General features: G+C 62.5%; 19 protein-coding genes and 1 pseudogene. 4 read left to right on the forward strand and 16 right to left on the reverse strand.

Annotated features, from left to right (window positions below; all coding sequences use genetic code 11):
- Positions 1-97: 97 nt before the first annotated feature.
- The gene (locus ACM6JM_RS23530; RefSeq protein ID WP_103387076.1) at positions 98-3,568 is read left to right on the forward strand and encodes a hybrid sensor histidine kinase/response regulator; all 3,471 of its coding nucleotides are present in this window, start codon (positions 98-100) and stop codon (positions 3,566-3,568) included.
- A 9-nt stretch (positions 3,569-3,577) separates the two neighbouring features.
- Here ACM6JM_RS23530 and rmuC read toward each other — a convergent pair whose 3' ends face one another.
- The gene (gene rmuC / locus ACM6JM_RS23535; RefSeq protein WP_414882622.1) at positions 3,578-4,942 is read right to left on the reverse strand and encodes a DNA recombination protein RmuC; all 1,365 of its coding nucleotides are present in this window, start codon (positions 4,940-4,942) and stop codon (positions 3,578-3,580) included.
- A 175-nt stretch (positions 4,943-5,117) separates the two neighbouring features.
- Entirely contained in the window at positions 5,118-5,441 is a 324-nt protein-coding gene (locus ACM6JM_RS23540; protein WP_414882595.1) for a sel1 repeat family protein, read from the reverse strand.
- Positions 5,442-6,394: 953 nt separating this feature from the next.
- Here ACM6JM_RS23540 and ACM6JM_RS23545 point away from each other — a divergent pair.
- The 3 genes from ACM6JM_RS23545 to ACM6JM_RS23555 all read left to right on the forward strand — a co-directional run bounded on the left by ACM6JM_RS23545 (position 6,395) and on the right by ACM6JM_RS23555 (position 8,797).
- On the forward strand, positions 6,395-6,619 hold the full coding sequence (locus ACM6JM_RS23545) for a hypothetical protein (RefSeq protein WP_414882596.1): 225 nt from the start codon (positions 6,395-6,397) through the stop codon (positions 6,617-6,619).
- A gap of 277 nt (positions 6,620-6,896) precedes the next feature.
- Positions 6,897-7,379: a hypothetical protein gene (locus ACM6JM_RS23550; RefSeq protein ID WP_039769836.1), complete on the forward strand. Its 483-nt coding sequence runs from the start codon at positions 6,897-6,899 to the stop codon at positions 7,377-7,379.
- A gap of 146 nt (positions 7,380-7,525) precedes the next feature.
- On the forward strand, positions 7,526-8,797 hold the full coding sequence (locus ACM6JM_RS23555) for an OmpP1/FadL family transporter (RefSeq protein WP_085648477.1): 1,272 nt from the start codon (positions 7,526-7,528) through the stop codon (positions 8,795-8,797).
- Between the two features lie 81 nt (positions 8,798-8,878).
- On the opposite strand, the gene ACM6JM_RS23560 is transcribed toward ACM6JM_RS23555, so the two are convergent.
- The 14 genes and pseudogenes from ACM6JM_RS23560 to cobO form a co-directional block, all read right to left on the reverse strand.
- The gene (locus ACM6JM_RS23560) at positions 8,879-9,439 is read right to left on the reverse strand and encodes a glutathione peroxidase (protein ID WP_039769833.1); all 561 of its coding nucleotides are present in this window, start codon (positions 9,437-9,439) and stop codon (positions 8,879-8,881) included.
- Between the two features lie 55 nt (positions 9,440-9,494).
- Positions 9,495-9,617 carry a hypothetical protein gene (locus ACM6JM_RS23565; RefSeq protein WP_007950415.1) on the reverse strand — a complete coding sequence of 41 codons (123 nt, stop codon included), beginning with the start codon at positions 9,615-9,617 and terminating at the stop codon, positions 9,495-9,497.
- A complete protein-coding gene (locus ACM6JM_RS23570) occupies positions 9,614-10,822 on the reverse strand; it encodes an MFS transporter (RefSeq protein WP_039769832.1) in 1,209 nt (402 codons plus the stop codon). Before ACM6JM_RS23570 ends, ACM6JM_RS23565 begins: the two co-directional genes overlap by 4 nt.
- A 54-nt stretch (positions 10,823-10,876) precedes the next feature.
- Entirely contained in the window at positions 10,877-11,281 is a 405-nt protein-coding gene (locus ACM6JM_RS23575; protein WP_007950413.1) for a MarR family winged helix-turn-helix transcriptional regulator, read from the reverse strand.
- Between the two features lie 56 nt (positions 11,282-11,337).
- Positions 11,338-12,069 carry an adenosylcobinamide-GDP ribazoletransferase gene (locus ACM6JM_RS23580; RefSeq protein WP_074687574.1) on the reverse strand — a complete coding sequence of 244 codons (732 nt, stop codon included), beginning with the start codon at positions 12,067-12,069 and terminating at the stop codon, positions 11,338-11,340.
- 1 nt (position 12,070) lies between these two features.
- Complete coding sequence (cobC, locus tag ACM6JM_RS23585; RefSeq protein WP_414882597.1) at positions 12,071-12,646, reverse strand: alpha-ribazole phosphatase family protein; 576 nt, start codon at positions 12,644-12,646, stop codon at positions 12,071-12,073.
- Positions 12,643-13,698, reverse strand: a complete 1,056-nt coding sequence (cobT, locus tag ACM6JM_RS23590) for a nicotinate-nucleotide--dimethylbenzimidazole phosphoribosyltransferase (protein WP_414882598.1) — start codon at positions 13,696-13,698, stop codon at positions 12,643-12,645. The genes cobC and cobT overlap by 4 nt, the downstream gene beginning before the upstream one ends.
- Positions 13,695-14,216, reverse strand: a complete 522-nt coding sequence (cobU, locus tag ACM6JM_RS23595; RefSeq protein ID WP_414882599.1) for a bifunctional adenosylcobinamide kinase/adenosylcobinamide-phosphate guanylyltransferase — start codon at positions 14,214-14,216, stop codon at positions 13,695-13,697. Before cobU ends, cobT begins: the two co-directional genes overlap by 4 nt.
- Positions 14,212-15,670, reverse strand: a pseudogene (locus tag ACM6JM_RS23600) (cobyric acid synthase); the annotation flags it as partial. The gene cobU and the pseudogene ACM6JM_RS23600, both read right to left, overlap by 5 nt.
- The gene (gene cobD / locus ACM6JM_RS23605; RefSeq protein WP_103387072.1) at positions 15,667-16,674 is read right to left on the reverse strand and encodes a threonine-phosphate decarboxylase CobD; all 1,008 of its coding nucleotides are present in this window, start codon (positions 16,672-16,674) and stop codon (positions 15,667-15,669) included. The pseudogene ACM6JM_RS23600 and the gene cobD, both read right to left, overlap by 4 nt.
- Positions 16,667-17,575 carry an adenosylcobinamide-phosphate synthase CbiB gene (gene cbiB / locus ACM6JM_RS23610; RefSeq protein WP_210709430.1) on the reverse strand — a complete coding sequence of 303 codons (909 nt, stop codon included), beginning with the start codon at positions 17,573-17,575 and terminating at the stop codon, positions 16,667-16,669. Before cbiB ends, cobD begins: the two co-directional genes overlap by 8 nt.
- Positions 17,572-18,222, reverse strand: coding sequence for a 5,6-dimethylbenzimidazole synthase (gene bluB, locus ACM6JM_RS23615; protein WP_039769819.1), 651 nt, complete (start codon positions 18,220-18,222; stop codon positions 17,572-17,574). Before bluB ends, cbiB begins: the two co-directional genes overlap by 4 nt.
- Complete coding sequence (locus ACM6JM_RS23620; RefSeq protein WP_074687568.1) at positions 18,219-19,514, reverse strand: cobyrinate a,c-diamide synthase; 1,296 nt, start codon at positions 19,512-19,514, stop codon at positions 18,219-18,221. The genes bluB and ACM6JM_RS23620 overlap by 4 nt, the downstream gene beginning before the upstream one ends.
- On the reverse strand, positions 19,511-20,122 hold the full coding sequence (cobO, locus tag ACM6JM_RS23625; RefSeq protein ID WP_007950401.1) for a cob(I)yrinic acid a,c-diamide adenosyltransferase: 612 nt from the start codon (positions 20,120-20,122) through the stop codon (positions 19,511-19,513). Before cobO ends, ACM6JM_RS23620 begins: the two co-directional genes overlap by 4 nt.
- Positions 20,123-20,149: the final 27 nt, after the last annotated feature.

A 20,149-nucleotide genomic window follows, 5' to 3' on the forward strand; every position in this document is an offset into this window, starting at 1 on the left:
CCGCGCCACGACCTTGGTCGACACTGACTAACCGCCGCGCCCGTGCGAGACTGTCTGACCGGGCGCGAGTCCGGTCGTTTTCTGTCGGGAGTGTTCCATGTCGTTGTCCACCGGGCTGATCGCCGCCGTCGCCCTGGCCTATATGGCCATCATGTTCGCCATCGCCTTCTACGGCGACCGTCGCAGCACGCCGCTGCCGCCACGGGTGCGTGCCTGGGTGTACAGCCTGTCGCTGGCGGTCTATTGCACCAGCTGGACGTTTTTCGGCGCGGTCGGCCAGGCCGCCGAACAACTCTGGTCATTTCTGCCGATTTACCTCGGGCCGATCCTGCTGCTGCTCGGTGCGCCATGGGTGCTGCAGAAAATGGTGATGATCAGCAAACAGGAGAACATCACCTCCATCGCCGACTTCATTGCCGCCCGTTACGGCAAGTCCCAGTCGTTGGCGGTGGTGGTTGCGCTGATCTGTCTGGTCGGCGTTCTGCCTTATATCGCCTTGCAGCTCAAAGGCATCGTCCTCGGCGTGAACCTGCTGATCGGTGCCGGCGCCGACGCCATGGGCACCCGCGCCCAGGACACCGCGCTGATCGTGTCGCTGGTGCTGGCGCTGTTCACCATCGTCTTCGGTACGCGCAACCTCGATGCCACCGAGCACCACCGGGGCATGGTGCTGGCGATTGCCTTTGAATCGCTGGTCAAGCTGTTCGCCTTCCTCGCCGTCGGCGCCTTCGTCACTTATGGCCTGTATGACGGCTTCGACGACCTGTTCAACCAGGCGATGCTCGCCCCGCGCCTGGAGGAATACTGGAAAGAAACCATCAACTGGCCGTCGATGGTGGTACAGACCGGCGTGGCGATGATGGCGATCATCTGCCTGCCCCGCCAGTTCCACGTGACGGTGGTCGAGAACATCGACCCACAGGATCTGCGCCTGGCCAAATGGGTGTTCCCCGCCTACCTCGCACTGGCCGCGCTGTTTGTAGTCCCGATCGCCCTGGCCGGTCAGATGATGCTGCCCAGCTCGGTCATCCCCGACTCTTTCGTCATCAGCCTGCCATTGGCCCAGGCCCATCCGGCGCTGGCGATGCTGGCGTTTATCGGCGGTGCGTCGGCAGCCACCGGCATGGTGATCGTGGCGAGTGTGGCGCTGTCGACCATGGTTTCCAACGACATGCTGTTGCCGTGGCTGCTACGCCGCAACAATGCCGAGCGCCCGTTCGAAGTGTTCCGCCAGTGGATGCTCTCGGTGCGTCGCGTCAGCATCGTGCTGATTCTGTTGCTGGCCTACGTCAGCTACCGTTTGCTCGGCTCGACCGCGAGCCTGGCGACCATCGGCCAGATCGCCTTCGCCGCCGTGACCCAACTGGCCCCGGCGATGCTCGGCGCGCTGTACTGGAAACAGGCCAACCGGCGTGGTGTATTCGCCGGTCTCGCCGCCGGTACGTTCCTGTGGTTCTACACCTTGATCCTGCCGATCGCTGCGCGCAGCCTCGGTTGGTCGCTGGACAGTTTCCCCGGACTCGCCTGGCTGCACAGCAACCCGTTGAACCTGCCGATCACCCCGCTGACCCAAGGCGTGGTGCTGTCGCTGGCGGGCAACTTCACGCTGTTCGCCTGGGTCTCGGTGCTGTCGCGCACCCGCGTGTCGGAGCACTGGCAGGCCGGGCGTTTTATCGGCCAGGAAATCAGCGCCCGGCCGAATGCACGCTCGATGCTGGCAGTGCAGATCGACGATTTGCTGCAACTGGCGGCACGCTTTGTCGGCGAAGAACGCGCGCGGCAGAGCTTCATCCGCTTCGCCTACCGTCAGGGCAAAGGCTTCAACCCGAACCAGAACGCCGACGGCGAATGGATCGCCCACACCGAGCGTTTGCTGGCCGGTGTCCTTGGCGCTTCTTCGACGCGAGCGGTCGTGAAAGCCGCCATCGAAGGTCGGGAAATGCAGCTGGAGGACGTCGTGCGGATCGCCGACGAAGCCTCGGAAGTGCTGCAGTTCAACCGCGCGCTGCTGCAAGGCGCGATCGAGAACATTACCCAGGGCATCAGCGTGGTCGACCAGTCGCTGAGACTGGTGGCCTGGAACCGCCGCTATCTCGAGCTGTTCAACTATCCGGACGGTTTGATCAGCGTTGGCCGACCGATTGCCGACATCATTCGCCATAACGCCGAGCGTGGTTTGTGCGGCCCCGGTGAAGCGGAAGTTCACGTTGCCCGGCGCCTGCACTGGATGCGTCAGGGCCGCGCCCATACCTCCGAGCGACTGTTCCCCAATGGCCGGGTGATCGAACTGATTGGCAACCCGATGCCTGGCGGCGGCTTCGTCATGAGTTTCACCGACATCACCGCGTTCCGCGAAGCCGAGCAGGCGCTGACTGAGGCCAACGAAGGGCTGGAGCAACGGGTCAGCGAACGGACCCAGGAACTGTCGCAACTCAACGTCGCGCTGACCGAAGCCAAGGGCAATGCCGAGGCGGCCAACCAGTCCAAGACCCGCTTCCTCGCCGCCGTCAGTCACGACCTGATGCAGCCCTTGAACGCCGCACGGCTATTCTCCGCCGCCCTCTCCCATCAGGAAGACGGCCTGAGCGCCGAGGCGCAGAAACTGGTGCAGCATCTCGACAGTTCGCTGCGTTCGGCCGAAGACCTGATCAGCGACCTGCTGGACATTTCCCGCCTGGAAAACGGCAAGATCAACCCGGATCGCAAGCCGTTCGCGGTCAATGAGCTGTTCGATATTCTCGGCGCGGAATTCAAGGCACTGGCTCAGGAACAGGGCTTGAGTTTCCGGGTACGGGGCAGTCAGTTGCGCATCGACAGCGACATCAAGTTGCTGCGGCGGATTCTGCAGAACTTCCTCACCAACGCTTTCCGCTACGCAAAAGGCCCGGTGCTGCTGGGCGTGCGTCGGCGCAAAGGCGAAATCTGTCTGGAAGTGTGGGATCGCGGGCCGGGGATTCCGGAGGACAAACAGCAAGTGATCTTCGAGGAATTCAAACGCCTCGACAGCCACCAGACCCGCGCCGAAAAAGGTCTGGGCCTGGGTCTGGCGATAGCCGACGGTCTGTGCCGCGTGCTCGGCCATACCTTGCGCGTGCGCTCATGGCCGGGGCGTGGCAGCGTGTTCAGTGTCCGTGTGCCATTGGCCAAAGCACAGACCGTGCAACCGCCAGCGGCGGTGGAAATCAATGGCAAATTGCACAGCGGCGCGCAGGTGCTGTGCATCGACAATGAAGACAGCATTCTGATCGGCATGAACAGCCTGCTCACGCGCTGGGGCTGTCAGGTCTGGACCGCGCGCAACCGCGAAGAATGTGCGGCGCTGCTCGATGACGGCGTGCGGCCACAATTGGCGCTGGTGGACTATCACCTCGATCACGGCGAAACCGGCACCGAGTTGATGGCCTGGTTGCGCACAAGGCTGGGCGAGCCGGTGCCCGGCGTGGTGATCAGCGCCGACGGGCATCCAGAAACCGTGGCGCAGGTGCATGCAGCGGGGCTGGATTATCTGGCCAAACCGGTGAAACCGGCGGCGTTGCGGGCGTTGTTGAGTCGCTATTTGCCGCTCTAGCAGAGCGGCTTATTCAGGTAGCTCGACCAGGCCATCGGCATCGGTCATCGCTCGCTCCAGCAGATCCGCCGGCAGGCTTTTGCTGGCCCGCGCGCCGAGCAACTTGAGCTGTTCACTACGGCTGACCAGGTTGCCGCGCCCTTCTGTCAGCTTGTTGCGCGCCGCGCTGTAGGCTTTGTCCAGTTGCTGCAAGCGATTGCCGACTTCGTCCAGATCCTGAATGAACAACACGAACTTGTCATACAGCCAACCGGCGCGCTCGGCGATTTCCCGGGCGTTCTGACTTTGGCGCTCCTGCTTCCACAGGCTGTCGATGACCCGCAAAGTGGCCAGCAGCGTGGTCGGGCTGACGATCACGATATTGCGGTCGAAGGCTTCCTGGAACAGCGTTGGCTCGGCTTGCAATGCAGCGGAAAACGCCGCTTCGATGGGCACGAACAGCAAGACGAAATCGAGGCTGTGCAAGCCTTCCAGACGCTTGTAATCCTTGCCGGCCAGACCTTTGACGTGGCTGCGCAGGGACAGCACGTGCTGCTTCATGGCGATCTGGCCGATGGCGTCGTCGTCGGCCGCCACGTATTGCTGATACGCGGTGAGGCTGACCTTGGAATCCACCACTACCTGCTTGTCGCCCGGCAGGTAAATGATCACGTCCGGCTGGAAACGCTCGCCATCCGGGCCCTTGAGATTGACCTGGGTCTGGTACTCGCGGCCCTTCTCCAGCCCGGCATGCTCAAGCACGCGTTCGAGAATCAGCTCGCCCCAGTTGCCTTGGGTTTTCTGGCCCTTCAGGGCGCGAGTCAGGTTGGTCGCTTCGTCGCTGAGGCGCAGGTTCAGTTGTTGCAGACGCTCCAGTTCCTTGGCCAGCGAAAAACGCTCGCGGGCTTCGGCCTGGTAGCTTTCCTCGACGCGCTTTTCGAACGACTGGATACGCTCCTTTAACGGGTCGAGCAACTGGCCGAGGCGCTGCTGGCTGGTTTCGGCAAAGCGTTGTTCGCGCTCATCGAAGATCTTACCGGCCAGTTCGGCGAACTGTGCGCGCAGCTCGTCACGGGAACCTTGCAGGTCATCCAGGCGTTGTTGATGGCTTTCCTGTTGCTCGCGCAATTCGGCATTCAGCGAAGCCGCCTGGGCGTCCAGGCGCCGTAATTCGGCTTCCTTGTTCGCGCGTTCGAGGTTCCAGGCGTGGGCGGCGTCACGGGCGTCGTCGCGCTCGATCTGCAACAGCTCGACTTCCCGGCGTACGGCGGCGAGCTCCGCTTGTTTCGAGGCATTGGCCTGGCCGAGGTCGGCGACTTCATCGCGGCAGGCTTCAAGTTGTGCAGTAAGGCCGTCCTGGGCCATTTGCGCCATGGCCAGCCGCTCCTCGAGCAAGGCGACTTCAGACTGGTTATGACTGGCCCGACGTTGCAGTTGCCAGGCCAATGCCAGCAACGGCACCGCCGCACCTGCCAGCCCCAGCAGGATGCTGGTCAAGTCCATCGCCATAGTGACTCCCGCCGATCCGATAAAGCCTGAAGGTTAACCAAGGCGTCTGGTCTTGGACAGCTCAGTCTTCGATCAGGCCGAGTTCCTGTTGCGCGCGTCGGTCACCGGCGCGGGCGGCCTGGCGCAGCAGGTCCTGGCCGATCCGGCGATCCCGGGCATTGCCGCACTCGCGACACATCAACTGGCCGAGGCGACTCTGCGCCGCGACCACCCCTTCCCGGGCCGGTTGCTTGAGCAGGCGGCCGGCGAGGTGCTTGGCATTTCGGCTGTCGCCCAAGCGCGGGCTGTCGAGCAGCCATTCGGCTACGCGCACGGAAAATCGCTTGGGAGCGGTAACATGAGGGGGTTGGGAGGTAACAGATTCTGGAGCTGAACGAAACTTCATAAAACACTGTGGGACAGATCGGAAGGCGCGCCACTCTACTCTTTTTTTCGCACAGGTAAAGTCGAAAAAAACCCGGCACGCCCGTGCTAGAGCAAGCGCTCGGGACAATCCACAGAAGCTGTGGATAACTCAGTGGACAACCGCCCTCCAGTCGCCGCAAAGCCTTGTGGAACGGGGCTCGCAGTCAAACTGACGATTTTTTCACCAGTTAAAAAAAGCGATGTTTTTCATTGACTTAAACTTTCGATGCAGGCAGCCATCTGGGTCAGGATTGTTGTGACAGCGCCGTTACAGTCTGCGCAACTAATGTGCACAAGTACCTGTTACGCGGTTATATCGATGCGCCTTTTCGGGTCGTTTTGGCATTCGTGCTGGGGATAAGCCGCTGCGCAGAGCGTCAGCATCTTTCGGGTCGTGGCGACCGACGGAGGTAAAGTGAGCCAGATCGGGGCAGGCGGGGAGCCCGGGCAGCGGATTCTGATTTTTTTGATCATCGGGTTTGCCTTCTGCGGTTCGTTCCGTTAGTATCCGCGGCGTTAGTACCAAGCTGAAAGTCAATTCCGGTCGAACACACCCCCACGGTCAAGTTTCTCTTACAGAGACCTTCACTGAAAAAAGCGGGATCGACCCCTCGATGGTTTCCAGGTAAATCTTGCGACGACACAGTCTTTGAATCGAATGCAAAGAGTGTTGCGAAGACCACTTACTCTGACCGAACCAACCTGCAAATTGATCAGGATCTTCACCAAGGGCCCAGAACCTCTGCCCTTGATATGTTGCCTGTCCTCCTAAGTACCTACCTGCCAGCCCAAGCGCGCCAACTTTTATAGCGCTCGAACTGGCTGCCTTGTTCCAGTCGGGTTCTTCGTTCGACCAATGGTGGTTGACGTTACTGGAACGTTTTAACGTTGCACGGTTCTTATCCGTGTCATTTGTAGGAACACCTAATAACTATGTCGACTCAACTCCAGACTCAGGATGCCATTCGCACCCTAACCAACGCTTTTGCTCCAATGAACTGCCTGATCATGGCCGCTCGCAAAGGCTGCTTCAGCTTCACCGTGGTCAATGAACACGGGATCGCCCGCCACAGCGAGCGTCTGTACCCCGATCAATACTCCAGCGCCGAACCGCTGCAGGCCGTGATTGATCGCACCCGTCAGGCATTGATCGCCTGAGAGGCCGAAATGGCTGCAAAAGCAAAAGCCCCGCTGAAAATGCGGGGCTTTTTATTGCCCGATGTTTCACTTTTACCTCTTTCCGCTTAAGCACCAACCGGTATAACGGTTATAACGGCGCGCCGGAAATATTTTAAAAACAGTCCTTTACGTCGCGAATATGACACTACACTTCAACTCAAGCGGCGTGATCCGCTTCCGGCGAGCCTGAGTCGATCCACAGCTGCCAAGCTCCCCCTTCAGGCCTCGCCGCCCAATAACAAGATCCGAGGGTTTTATGGGTATCGCTGCCAGCGAACTGTGCCGCTATGTGATCCGTCCTACGCTGATCTACCTGGGACGTCACTGCGCAACCGCCGAATCCCTGTTGCTGGGCATCGCCGCCAGCCAGTCCGCCCTCGGTTCCGCCCTGCATGACCGCCGTGGCCACGGCCTGTACCGGATTGCCGAACACCGCCACCAAGCCCTTTGGGACCATTATCTTGCGCTGGATCCGGAACGCGCCAGCCTGGTTCGCGGCCTCGCCAGCCAGCATGCCTTCCTCAGCGGCCCGCACCTCGAACTGACCGTCAATTTGCGTTATGCCACAGCCATCGCCTGGCTGCTGGTCGAAGAACAAAACACTCCCCTCCCCGAGCCGGACGATCTGCTGGGCATGGCGCGTATCTGGCGTCAGACCTTTCAGCCCCAAGGTCGTCTGCGCGACTTCACCTGCGCTTGGCAAACCTGTGTTTCACCGCTGAATCAGGTCGCTTGCTGACGCGCTGTTTTCACAACATCGCCCAACAGGCAGTGATTTTGGTCGGATTGTCCTACAAAACCGCTCTAACTCAAGGCATACGGACTATAGCGCCGGGACGAAAATGTTGGTAATTTTCGCCCCGGTGATCACCAGGAGTTCTAATAATGAAAAAAGTCATGCTCAAAACCACCCTTAGCCTTGCCGTAACCGTGGCATCCACCCAGATCTTCGCAGCTGGCTTTGCCATCAACGAACACAGCATCAGCGGGATGGGGACTGGGTACGCCGGGCGATCTTCTTCTGCCGACGACGCAAGCACCGTTTATGGCAACCCTGCCGGCATGTCGCGCATCACGCGCGAACAAGTCACCGGTGGCGTTGCATTCCTCGACGCAAAAACCGATATCAGCGACGCCAGCTCCAGCCCGAACGGCGGCAGCAACAAAGGCGACATGGTGCCCTTCACCTCCGTACCTATGGGCTACTACGTCAAGCCGATCGACGAGCATTGGGCATTCGGTCTGGGTGTGTACGTACCCTTCGGCCTGATCACCGACTATGAAAACGGCTTCGCCGGCCGTTACTTCGGCAGCAAGTCAGAAGTCAAGATCATCACCTTCCAGCCAACGGTCAGCTACAAGTTCAACGATGTCGTGTCGATCGGTTTCGGCCCGACCATCAACCGCATCGACGGCTCGCTGGAATCCAACCTGTCGATTACTCAGGCAGCGCCGGACGGCAAGGTCAAGATCAAGGGCGACGACACCGCACTGGGCTACAACATCGGCGTGCTGGTACAGGCTACCGACAGCACTCGCCTGGGTCTGACCTACCACTCGAAAGTCGACTACAAGCTCGATGGCAACACCAAGGTCAACTACGGTGTGCTGGGCGCGATCGGCCTGGGTGCGAACCAGAAGTACGACGCTTCGCTGAAGATCACCACGCCTGAATCCGTGGACCTCTCTGTCACCCAGGCGATCAACGATCGCTGGAACGTCTACGCCGGTACCACCTGGACCCGCTGGAGCCAGCTGGAAAAGATCACCGTCAAGAACTCCGGCGTTCAGCCGCTGCTGGCTGGCCAGTTCGGCGAAATCACCGAAGAACAGAACTGGCATGACACCTGGGCTTACGCCATCGGTACGTCCTACCAGTTGAACAAGGAATGGGTACTGCGTACCGGCCTGACGTTCGACCAGTCGCCGACCAACAACGTCGACCGTTCGCCACGCATCCCGACCGGCGACCGGACCATCTTCAGCATCGGTGCCGGCTGGAGCCCGACCGAAGACCTGACCATCGACGTCGCCTACTCGTACCTGAAGGAAGAGAAGGTCAACATCCGCAACGAAAACGATCGTGGCCAGAGCTACAACTCGCAGTATGAAAACTCTGCAAACGGCTTCGGTGTCGGCGCAACCTACCGCTTCTGATGCTGTACGGCGAGGCTAATGCCTCGCCCACTAAAAAGCCCCGCTCTCTTCACAGAGGCGGGGCTTTTTAATGGGCGTCGATCAGGGTTTCAGCGGCTGGGAGGCAATGGCTTTCTCGATGGCCGCCAGAAATTCAGGATCATCCGGTTTGGTCAGGCTGGAGAAATTGGCGATCACCTTGCCCTGGCGGTCGATGACGTACTTGTAGAAATTCCACTTCGGCGCGCTGCTCTGTTTGGCCAGCACCTGGAACAAGTGAGTCGCATCGTCACCCCGGACCTTCTGCGGTTCGGTCATGGTGAACGTCACGCCGTAGTTGGCGTAGCAGACCTTGGCGGTCTCGGCGCTGTCCTTGGACTCCTGCTTGAAGTCATTGGAAGGCACGCCGAGCATTTCCAGGCCCTGGGCCTTGTAGCGCTGATTCAGCGCTTCGAGCCCCTCGAACTGCGGCGCAAAACCACAGAAGCTGGCCGTGTTGATCACCACCAGCGGTTTGTCGGCGTAGCGCTGACACAGGTCGATGGATTCCTTGGCCCGCAACTTGGGCAACGAACCTTGCAACAGATCCGGACAGTCCGCGGCCTGGGCCAGTCCGGTCAACGCCATCAGCAACGCGGGAACAGCACACCAGCGCTTGAGCATGTCGGGCATCCTTGAGCAATCGTCAGGCCTCGACGTTACTCGCCCTCCCGCCGGTCTAGCAAGCACCCATGCCCAACTGCATCAGCGCCAACCCGCCCTGATGCCAGCCCCACCACACCAGCGCCAGCAACGCGGCGCCGAGTGCGGTGACGACGATCTGCGGCCAGAAACGGTTCATGCAGCGCTCGCACGCGGTTGCAGGCGCTCGACCGGGCGCTCGCGCACCGGCCAGTTCAGCGCCGCCGCCAGCAGACTCAGGAGAATCGCCACTTGCCAGATCAAGTCATAACTCCCGGTTCGGTCATACACCACCCCGCCCAGCCAGCCGCCGAGGAACGAACCCAACTGATGAAACAGAAACACGATGCCGCCGAGCATGGACAGGTTTCGCACGCCAAACAAGGTCGCCACCGTACCGTTGGTCAACGGCACCGTCGACAGCCAGAGGAAGCCCATGGCCATGCCGAACAGATAGGCCGAGGTCGTCGTCACCGGCAGCCACAGGAACAACACGATCACGACTGCGCGCAACAGGTACAACCCGGTCAGCAGACGCGGCTTGGACATGCGCCCACCGAGCCAACCGGCGGTGTACGTGCCGAAGATATTGAACAGACCGATCAACGCCAGCACCGTGGTGCCGACACTCGCCGGCAGATGCTGATCGACCAGATACGCCGGCAGGTGTACGCCAATAAACACCACCTGAAATCCGCAAACGAAGAAGCCGAACGCCAGCAGCCAGAACCCGGAGTGCGAGCACGCCTCGCGCAAGGCTTCGGACAGGGTTTGTTCATGGCCGAGTACCGGCAGCGGCTTGTCCTTGAGCATGCTCACCAGCGGCACGATCAGCGCCACCAGCAGCCCCAGCACCAACAATGCCGCTGACCAGCCGAGCCAGCCAATCAGCCCGAGAGTACCCGGCAGCATGGCGAACTGGCCGAAAGACCCGGCGGCGCTGGCAATGCCCATGCCCATGCTGCGTTTTTCCGGCGGCACCGCGCGGCCGACCACGCCGAGAATGACCGAAAACGAGGTGCCGGACAGACCGATACCGATCAGCAGGCCAGCGCTCAGGGACAAGCCCAACGCGGTTTCCGACAGGCCCATGAACACCAGGCCCAAGGCGTAGAGCACCCCGCCGATCAACACCACTTTCGCAGCGCCAAAGCGGTCGGCCAGCGCGCCGGTAAACGGTTGCGCCAGGCCCCAGATCAGGTTCTGCAAGGCGATGGCAAAGGCGAACACTTCACGGCCCCAGCCGAACTGGGCGCTCATCGGCGACAGAAACAGCCCGAAACCGTGCCGCACGCCCAACGACAACGCCAGAATCAGCGCACTCCCCAGCAACACCCAACCGCACGTACGCCACATCGAACTCATTATTATTCTCCAGTCGCGGGTATATACCCGCTTAGATTCGGAAAAAACCGGCCCTCAGGCCAGTTCATCCAATAGCCGCAGCAAGGTTTCACGCTTCTCGGCACCCAGCCGGTCGATCAACCGCTGTTGCGCCGCTTCCCAGGCCGGCAAGGCTGCTGCCAGGCGTTGCGCACCGGTTTCGGTGAGCCGGACGATGCGGTTGCGCATGTCTTCGCCCTCGGCCAGCGCCACCAGGCCCTCGCCTTCCAGCACCCGCAGATTGCGCCCGAGGGTGCTGCGATCCAGGCCCATGGCCTCGGCCAGTTCGGAAATGCTCGGCTGATCCAGGCGCTGCAGATTGCACAGCAGAGAATACTGGGCAACGTTGATCCCGAAGCCGTCGAGAGCGCCGTCGTAATGCCTGCTGACGCCACGCGCGGCGCGTCGCAGGTTGGTGCACAAACACTGAGAAGGAAGCATGATGCGTGTATATACCCGCGACTGTGTTAAATCAAGTTACAGATCAAAGTTACTTATCAAAACAAGGCCAGCCCGACCAGCACTGACATTTCCAGCAATTCCAGCAACGCGCCGGCCGTATCACCGGTGGTTCCACCCAGTCGCCGCACCATCAAATGCCGCAGCCAGATGAACACGACAACCGCCAGCAGCAACGCCACGACAGCGTCGAACCCGGCGATCGCCACACACGCCGCCGCACTCCCCGCCAGCACCTGCCAACCCGCCTTGCGCGGCAGATGATCGGCCAGCGCCTGCCCCAACCCGCCGGCCCGCACATAAGTCGTGGTGAGAAACAGCCCGAGCAACGCCGCTCGGCCGATCAGCGGCACGATGATCAACGCCGTGCCCTGCTGTTGTTCGATCAACGCCAGCAACGCGGCGAACTTGAGCAGCAACACCAGCACCAGCGTCACCACCGCGATCGGCCCGCTGCGCGGATCCTTCATGATCGTCAGCGTACGCTCGCGATCACCGAACCCGCCGAGCCACGCGTCGGCGCTGTCCGCCAGGCCATCAAGGTGCAACGCCCCGCTGAGCAGCACCCACACCGTCAGCAACAGCGCCGCATGCAACAGCAACGGCGTGCCGGCCAAGGCAATGTTCAGCGCCCAGAGAATGACACCGAACAACAGGCCCACCAGCGGATAAAACAGCAGCGACCGGCCAAGCTGTTCGGGCGTCGGCATCCCCGGCAGACGAATCGGCAGGCTGCCGAGAAATTGCAGGGCGATCCACAGAGGCAGCATTTCAGAGCACTTCCCTGAGCGAACCGTCGGCCTCGACGATCAGCGAAAACAGCGCGCCGTGGCCGACTTCAACATTGAGCAGTTGTTCACGGGGCAAGCCACGGGCCTGCGCCAGCAACAGACGCATGACGCCGCCATGACTGACCAGCAACACCCGCTCACCCGCGTGCGCCGCGTGCAGTCGCATCACCGCCGCCAGCACCCGCGCAGAAAAATCGCTGACCGGTTCACCCTGCGGCGGGGTAAACCCATAGGGATCCGCCCAGAACAAGCCCAGGCCCTCGGCATCGGTTTCCATCAGCGCCGCCGCGCTCTGCCCTTCCCAGGCACCGAAATGCAGCTCCTGCAGATTTTTGTCCAGAGAAACCGACAGCTCCCGCTGCGCGCTCAACTCTTCAGCAAACCGCGCACAACGCCGCAACGGCGAACTGACCAGCCGATCCCACGGCCCCTGCCCGCTCACCGCCTCGCGCATCTGCGCCCAGCCTTTTTCGGTCAACGCATCGTCGAGGCTGCCGCGCAGGCCGCCGCCGAGCTCGGTTTCACCGTGGCGCAACAGATCCAGACGCAAGGTCATGCCGGGCGGTCCGCCACCGCGGCTTCAGCGAAGGTTGCCATCTGGCCGTGCAGGTCGCAGGCCAGGCGCAGCAACGGCACCGCCAGCGCCGCGCCACTGCCCTCGCCCAGGCGCAGGCCCAGTTCGAGCAGCGGTTCAGCGCCGAGGGTTTCCAGCACATGGCGATGGCCCGGCTCGGCACCGCGATGACCGAACAGCAGCCACTCACGGCAGGCCGGATTCAGTCGCACCGCCACCAACGCGGCGACCGTGCAGATGAAACCGTCCACCAGCACCGCCACACCTTCCTGAGCACAGGCCAGATACGCGCCGACCAGTGCCGCAATCTCAAAACCACCGAGATTGAACAGGGTCTGCAACGCGTCGCCACGTTGCGCCGCATGCAGTGCCAGCGCCCGCTCGATCACCTGCGCCTTGTGGCTGACGCCTTCGGCATTCAACCCGGTGCCCGGACCGGTCAGATGCGCCACCGGGCAATCCAGCAAGGCACAAGCCAGCGCACTGGCGGCGGTGGTGTTGCCGATGCCCATTTCGCCGCCGATGAACAATTGCGCGCCCGCCGCCTTCGCACGCAGCACGCTGTCGCGACCGCCCTGCAAGGCGAGTTCGCCCTGGGCCTGAGTCATCGCCGCACCCTTGGCGAAATTCGCCGTGCCCGGGCCGATGTTCAGGTGACGCACGCCCGACAAGTTCAACGACGGGTTCACAGTGCCCAGATCCACCACTTCCAGCTGCGCGCCGAGTTGCCGCGCCAGCACGCTGATCGCCGCGCCGCCGCTGACGAAGTTCAGCAGCATCTGCCCGGTGACTTCCTGCGGGAACGCGGAAACGCCTTCGGCAACAACGCCATGGTCGCCGGCAAAAATTGCGATCCAGACCTGATCCAGTGTCGGCTTGACCCGGCCCTGCAATCCGGCCAGTTGCACCGCCACCGATTCGAGCCGCCCGAGAGAGCCGGCGGGTTTGGTCAATTGCTGCTGACGCGCCGCCGCGTTTTCAACGGCGTTCGCGTCCACCGGTTTGCACGGGTTCAGCCACCAGGCTTGGGTCATAACGCAGGTCCTTTCAGAGTCAGGGGCAGGCCGGCGACCGTCAGGACGACTCGCTGACAACGCTCGGCCAGAGCTTGATGCAGCCAACCGGCTTCATCGACGTAGCGGCGAGTCAATTCGCCCAGCGGCACGACACCCATTCCGGTCTCGTTGCTGACAAAAATGATTTCACCCGGCAGCGACGCCAGGCATTCGAGCAGGGCCTCGCGTTCGGCGGCGAGGCGTTCGGCGTCGTCGAGCATCAGCAGATTGGTCAGCCACAGCGTCAGGCAATCCACCAACAGGCAACGCTCGGCGCCAGCGTTTTCGCGCAGCACACGGGCCAGTTCCAGCGGTTCTTCGATCAACGCCCACTCGACGGGACGACGGGCGCGATGATGGGCGACACGCTCATTCATCTCGCCATCCAGCGGTTGGCTGGTGGCGATGTAAGTGACGGCCAGCGCGCTGTCAGTGGCGAGTTTTTCGGCCAGGCGACTTTTGCCGGAGCGGGCGCCGCCGAGGATCAACTGGAGCATGGGGAGATTCCACAGAGTTCACGTAACAGCCCGGTATCCAGGTGCTTCTCCACCAGATCCGCCAGCCGTTCGATATCGCGTTCACGCAGGCCGTGGTAATCCACCTCCTGCACATTGTTCAGACCGGCCCAGCGCAACAGCGCGGCACTGGCCGCCGGCGATTCGAACAGGCCATGCAGGTAGGTGCCGAAAATCTGCCCGTCGAGACTTTGCGCGCCGTCGCAGCGACCGTCGTCCAGATGCACGGCAGCATTTTCCAGCGCAGGTCCCGTGGTCACGCCGGCATGGATTTCATAACCGCTGACCTCCGCATCTTCCAGCGCCAGACGCCCGCGCACATTGCGCAACTGCTTCTCGGCTTCGAGCTGTGTTTCGAACCCCAGCAAACCCAGACCGGCACTGGAGCCCGGTGCGCCTTCCAGGCCCAGCGGATCGTGCACCTGCTCGCCGAGCATTTGCAGACCGCCGCAGATCCCCAGCAGCTTGCCGCCGTAACGCAGGTGACGGCGAATGGCGGTTTCCCAGCCATTGGCGCGCAGATACGCCAAGTCACTGCGCACACTTTTCGAGCCCGGCAGGATGATCAGATCAGCCGGGGGAATCGCTTGCCCCGGGCCGATGAATTGCAGATCAACTTGCGGATGCAGACGCAACGGATCGAAATCGGTGTGGTTGCTGATACGCGGCAGCACCGGCACCACCACTTTCAAAACTTGCTCGGCCTTGTCGGTCTGGCGCTGGTCAATGCCGTCCTCGGCCTCCAGATGCAAGTCCATCACGTACGGCAGCACGCCCACCACCGGTTTGCCGGTGCGCTGTTCCAGCCAGTCGAGGCCCGGTTGCAGCAAGGCGATGTCGCCGCGAAAGCGGTTGATGATGAAACCTTTGACCCGCGCCTGTTCGCTCGGTGACAGCAGTTCCAGCGTGCCCACCAGATGAGCGAAGACGCCGCCACGATTGATATCGGCAATCAACAGCACCGGGCAATCCACCGCTTCGGCGAAGCCCATGTTGGCGATGTCGCCGGCGCGCAGATTGATCTCGGCCGGCGACCCCGCACCTTCGACCATCACCAGCGGATAGGCGGCACTCAAACGTTCGTGGGAGGCGAGCACCGCCTGCATGGCGATGGCTTTGTAGTCGTGATAGGCGACGGCGTTCATGCTGGTGACCGCTCGACCGTGAATGATGACTTGGGCGCCGGTGTCGCTGTTGGGCTTGAGCAGCACCGGGTTCATGTCAGTGTGCGGTTCAAGGAACGCCGCCTGGGCTTGCACCGCTTGCGCGCGACCAATCTCGCCGCCGTCGGCAGTCACTGCGCTGTTGAGCGCCATGTTCTGCGGTTTGAACGGCACCACGGCAACGCCCTGACGGGTTGCCCAGCGGCACAGCGCCGTCACCAGCGTGCTTTTGCCGGCGTCGGAGGTGGTGCCTTGCACCATTAATGTGGTCATGCTGGTTTTTCCATGGAGCAATGCTTGGCGAATGCTTGCAGGGCTTGCTCAAGGCGCGCCTCGTCGGCGGCATCGACGGGCAGGCCGAATCGCAGGCTGCTGTTGTGCGCAAACAGGCGCAGAAGAATGCCGCGTCGAGCCATGAATTCGTGCAACGTGGCAGCCTGTTCGGTGATCAGCCACTGAAACAGCGCGCAACCGCCCTGCGGTTTGAAGCCGGAGCGTTCAAGCAGCGCAGCCAGCCGTTCGCTGGCCTCGTCGCTGCGGATGCGCTGGCGGGTATGGCCTTCGGTGTCGCGCAGACAGGCCTGACCCAGCACCCGGGTCGGCCCGCTGACTGCCCAGGGCCCGACCTGTTCGGCCAGCAACCTAAGCAACTTGCGCTCGGCCAGCACGAACCCGAGCCGTACACCTGCCAGACCGAAAAACTTGCCGAACGAGCGCAACACGATCAACCCAACCTGATGCGCATGCGGGGCGAGACTCAACTGCGGCGTGTTGTCCATGAACGCTTCGTCGACCACCAGCCAGCCGCCGCGCTGGGCCAGCCGCGCATGCCAGTCGAGCAGGCGCGCCGGGGTCAGATTCAGGCCCGTGGGATTGTTTGGATTGACCACCACCAGCACGTCGAGGCTGTCGAGAAAGAAGTCGACTTCCTGCTCCAGCACCTCACGCACGATATAGCCGCTGCGCCGCCAGGCTTCAGCATGCTCGGCGTAACACGGCGACAGCACGCCGACCTTGCCGGCACGGCGCAATCGCGGCAGCAGTTGAATGGCCATCTGCGAACCGGCCACCGGCAACACCTGACTGGCACCGTAGTAATCGCAGGCGGCCTGCTCCAGACCGTCATCGTTTTCCGGCAGGCGCGCCCACGCCCGCAGCGGAATCTCCGGGACCGGAAACGGCCACGGCGCAAGACCCGTGGACAGGTCGAGCCAGTCTTCTTCCGCGATGCCGTATTCGAGCGCCGCCCTGCGCAACCGGCCACCGTGCTCAAGCATAGAATTCAGCCCCCACGCAGAGAATCAGCAGCCATAACCATACCCCGCGCTGGACCAATTGCCAGCCGCGATCAATGGAATCGGCATCCGCCGGTGTGCCCTCGCCCAATTGCGGACGCTCGTGCAGCTCGCCGTGGTAAATCGCCGGCCCGCCCAGTTCGACACCCAGCGCACCCGCGCCGGCGGCCATCACCGGGCCGGCGTTCGGGCTGTCCCATTTCGGCGCCTGGGTGCGCCAGCATTTCAACGCCAGTCGGGTTTTGCCGAGCAGCGCGTAGGTCAACGCTACCAGCCGCGCAGGAATGTAGTTGAGGACGTCGTCGATTTTTGCCGCCGCCCAGCCGAAACGCTCGAAACGCTCGTTGCGATAGCCCCACATCGCGTCGAGCGTATTGCTCAAACGGTAGAGCACCACGCCCGGCGCACCGGCCACGGCAAACCAGAACAGCGCGGCAAACACCGCATCGCTGCCGTTTTCCAGCACCGACTCGGTGGCGGCGCGGGCGACGGCGGTGCTGTCCAGCTCATCGGTCTGACGGCTGACCAGATAACCCACACGCTTGCGCGCCTCTGCCAGATCATCGGCGCGCAAAGCCTTGGCCACCGGCTCGACGTGCTCACCCAGGCTGCGCATGCCGAGGGCACAATACAGCGCGAGAATCTCGACGATCCAGCCCACGTAAGGCGCCCAGGAAAACGCCGTGGCCAGCAGGGTCAGCGGCAACACCGCGATCACCCACGCGGTGACGCCATGGCTACGCCAGCCGCGACCGCCGCTATTGAAACGTTGCTCGATGCGCCCGGCGAAATTACCGAACGCCACCAGCGGATGCCAGCGTTTCGGTTCACCCAGCAGCGCATCCAGCGCAACCGCGGCGACACTCAACAACGCCACACTCATTGACTCACTCCCCAAAAATTTTCATACAGCAGCTCATTGAGCGGACGCGCCTGCGCCCACCCTTCGAGTACCAGCATCGGCGCCGGATAGAATTCCTTGACCGGCCCCAGGCAAAGCACCGCCAGCGGCTTGGCCCCGGCCGGCAGTTTCAGCAGATCGGCCAGCGCCTGCGGCTCGAACAGCGACACCCAGCCCATGCCCAGGCCTTCGGCACGCGCGGCCAGCCACAGGTTCTGGATCGCGCAGGACAATGAGGCCATGTCCATTTCCGGCAGCGTGCGACGACCAAAGATGTGTTTTTCGCGATCGTCCATCAACGCGGCAACCAATACTTCGGCGCAGTCGTTGATGCCCTCGACCTTGAGTTTCATGAATTCGTCGCTGCGCTCGCCGAGGGCTTCGGCGGTACACACGCGTTCTTCTTCAACAAGGTTCTGGATCTGGCCACGTAGAGCGCGGTCGCTGATGCGGATGAAGCGCCACGGCTGCATCAGGCCGACGCTCGGTGCCTGATGCGCGGCTTCAAGCAAACGGCGCAACACGTCAGGCTCGACCGTACCGCCGCTGAAGTGGCGCATGTCGCGGCGTTCGGCGATGGCGCGGTAAACCGCTTCGCGCTCGGCGTCAGTAAAGGCGTTGTCGGTCATGGCACCAACAGTGCGGCAATCGCCGACGGATTCGACGGGAAGTAAAAGTGCACGTACGAGGCGGTCATCCGCCCTTCCCTGTAAACCGCTTCCGCGCCGCGCCCGCCGTTGGGGCTGTGGCCACGGGCAATCGGCGTCAGTTCGGTGGTGGTCAGGGAATGGTGATAGGTATGGCCGCGCAACAAGCCTTCCGGCAGGTCGACCTCTTGCAAGGCCAGTGCGGCGAGGCGCTTTTGCATCACGGCGTCGCCACTCAACAGGCCGACCAAATCAGCGCGGGTGCCTTCGACATCCGTCAACGAGTCGAGCAGATAAAGCATGCCGCCACATTCGGCGAGCAGCGGTTTGCCGGCCGCATGATGCGCGCGGATCGCTTTGAGCATGTCAGTGTTCTGCGCCAAGGCAACGTGGTGCAATTCCGGATAACCGCCAGGCAGGTACAAGCTGTCGGCTTCAGGCAATTGCGCATCGCGGATCGGCGAGAAGAAACTCAGCTCGGCGCCCATCGCCCGCAGCAGATCGAGACTGGCGCCGTAGGTAAAAGCGAAGGCTTCGTCGCGGGCGACGGCAATTCGCACGCCTTCGAGCAGCTTTTCGGTCTCAACGATTGCTGGCGCGGCGAATTCCACGGCCGGTGGCAGCGCTACCTCGCAAGTGCCGGCCAGTGCTTCGGCGGCGGCGTCGAGACGTACGTCGAGGTCATTCAGTTCGCTGGCCTGCACCAGGCCGAGATGGCGGCTCGGCAGTTCGATTCCGGTTTCCCGGGACAACGCGCCGTACCAGCGCAGGCCTTCGGTGAGGCTGCCTTCCAGCAACTGCGCATGGCGCACGGTGCCGACGCGGTTGGCCAGCACGCCGGCGAACGGCAAGTCCGGCTGATAGCGCGCCAGGCCCAGCGCCAGCGCGCCGAACGTTTGGGCCATGGCAGTGCCGTCGATCACACCGAGTACCGGTACGCCGAAATGCCGCGCCAGATCGGCGCTCGACGGCGTGCCATCGAACAGGCCCATCACGCCTTCGATCAGGATCAGATCGGCTTCGGCGGCGGCTTCCCACAACAGACGTCGACTTTCCTGCTCGCCGACCATCCACATGTCCAGTTGATAGACCGGTGCACCGCTGGCGCGTTCGAGGATCATCGGGTCGAGAAAGTCCGGGCCGCACTTGAATACGCGGACCTTGCGCCCCTGATTGCGATGCAGACGGGCCAGCGCAGCGGTGACGGTGGTCTTGCCCTGACCGGAGGCCGGCGCGGCGATCAGTACCGCCGGGCAGTGACGTGGTTGATTCAAAGTTCGACGCCTTTCTGCGCTTTGATGCCGGCCTGGAAGGCGTGCTTGATCATGCCCATTTCGGTGACGGTGTCGCCCATCTCGATCATTTCCGGCTTGGCGGCGCGGCCGGTGACGATCACGTGTTGCATCGGCGGACGGGCCTGCAGATCGCTGAGCACCTGATCCAGATCGAGGTAACCGTGCTTGAGGGCAATGTTCAGTTCATCGAGCACCACCAGACCGATCGACGGATCGCGCAGCAGCTCGCGGGAGACTTCCCAGGCCGCTTCGGCGGCGGCGATGTCGCGCTGACGGTCCTGGGTTTCCCAGGTGAAGCCCTCGCCCATCACATGAAAACGCACTTGCTCGGGGAAGCGGCGGAAGAACAGCTCTTCACCGGTGCTGTTGCGGCCCTTGATGAACTGCACCACGCCGCACTGCATGCCGTGGCCCATGGCGCGAGCGAGCATGCCGAATGCCGAGCTGCTTTTGCCTTTGCCGTTGCCGGTCAGCACCAGCACCAGGCCGCATTCGTCTGGCGAATTGGCGATGCGCTCATCGATCACGGCTTTTTTGCGCTGCATGCGCGCCAGGTGGCGCTCGTCGCGTTCGGGGGAATCAGTCATGGGGGAGCTCTCCGTTGAGGCTGGATA

It is taken from the genome of Pseudomonas sp. IT-P2, assembly GCF_949767575.1.
In the GTDB taxonomy this organism is placed as follows: Bacteria; Pseudomonadota; Gammaproteobacteria; order Pseudomonadales; family Pseudomonadaceae; genus Aquipseudomonas; species Aquipseudomonas pharyngis.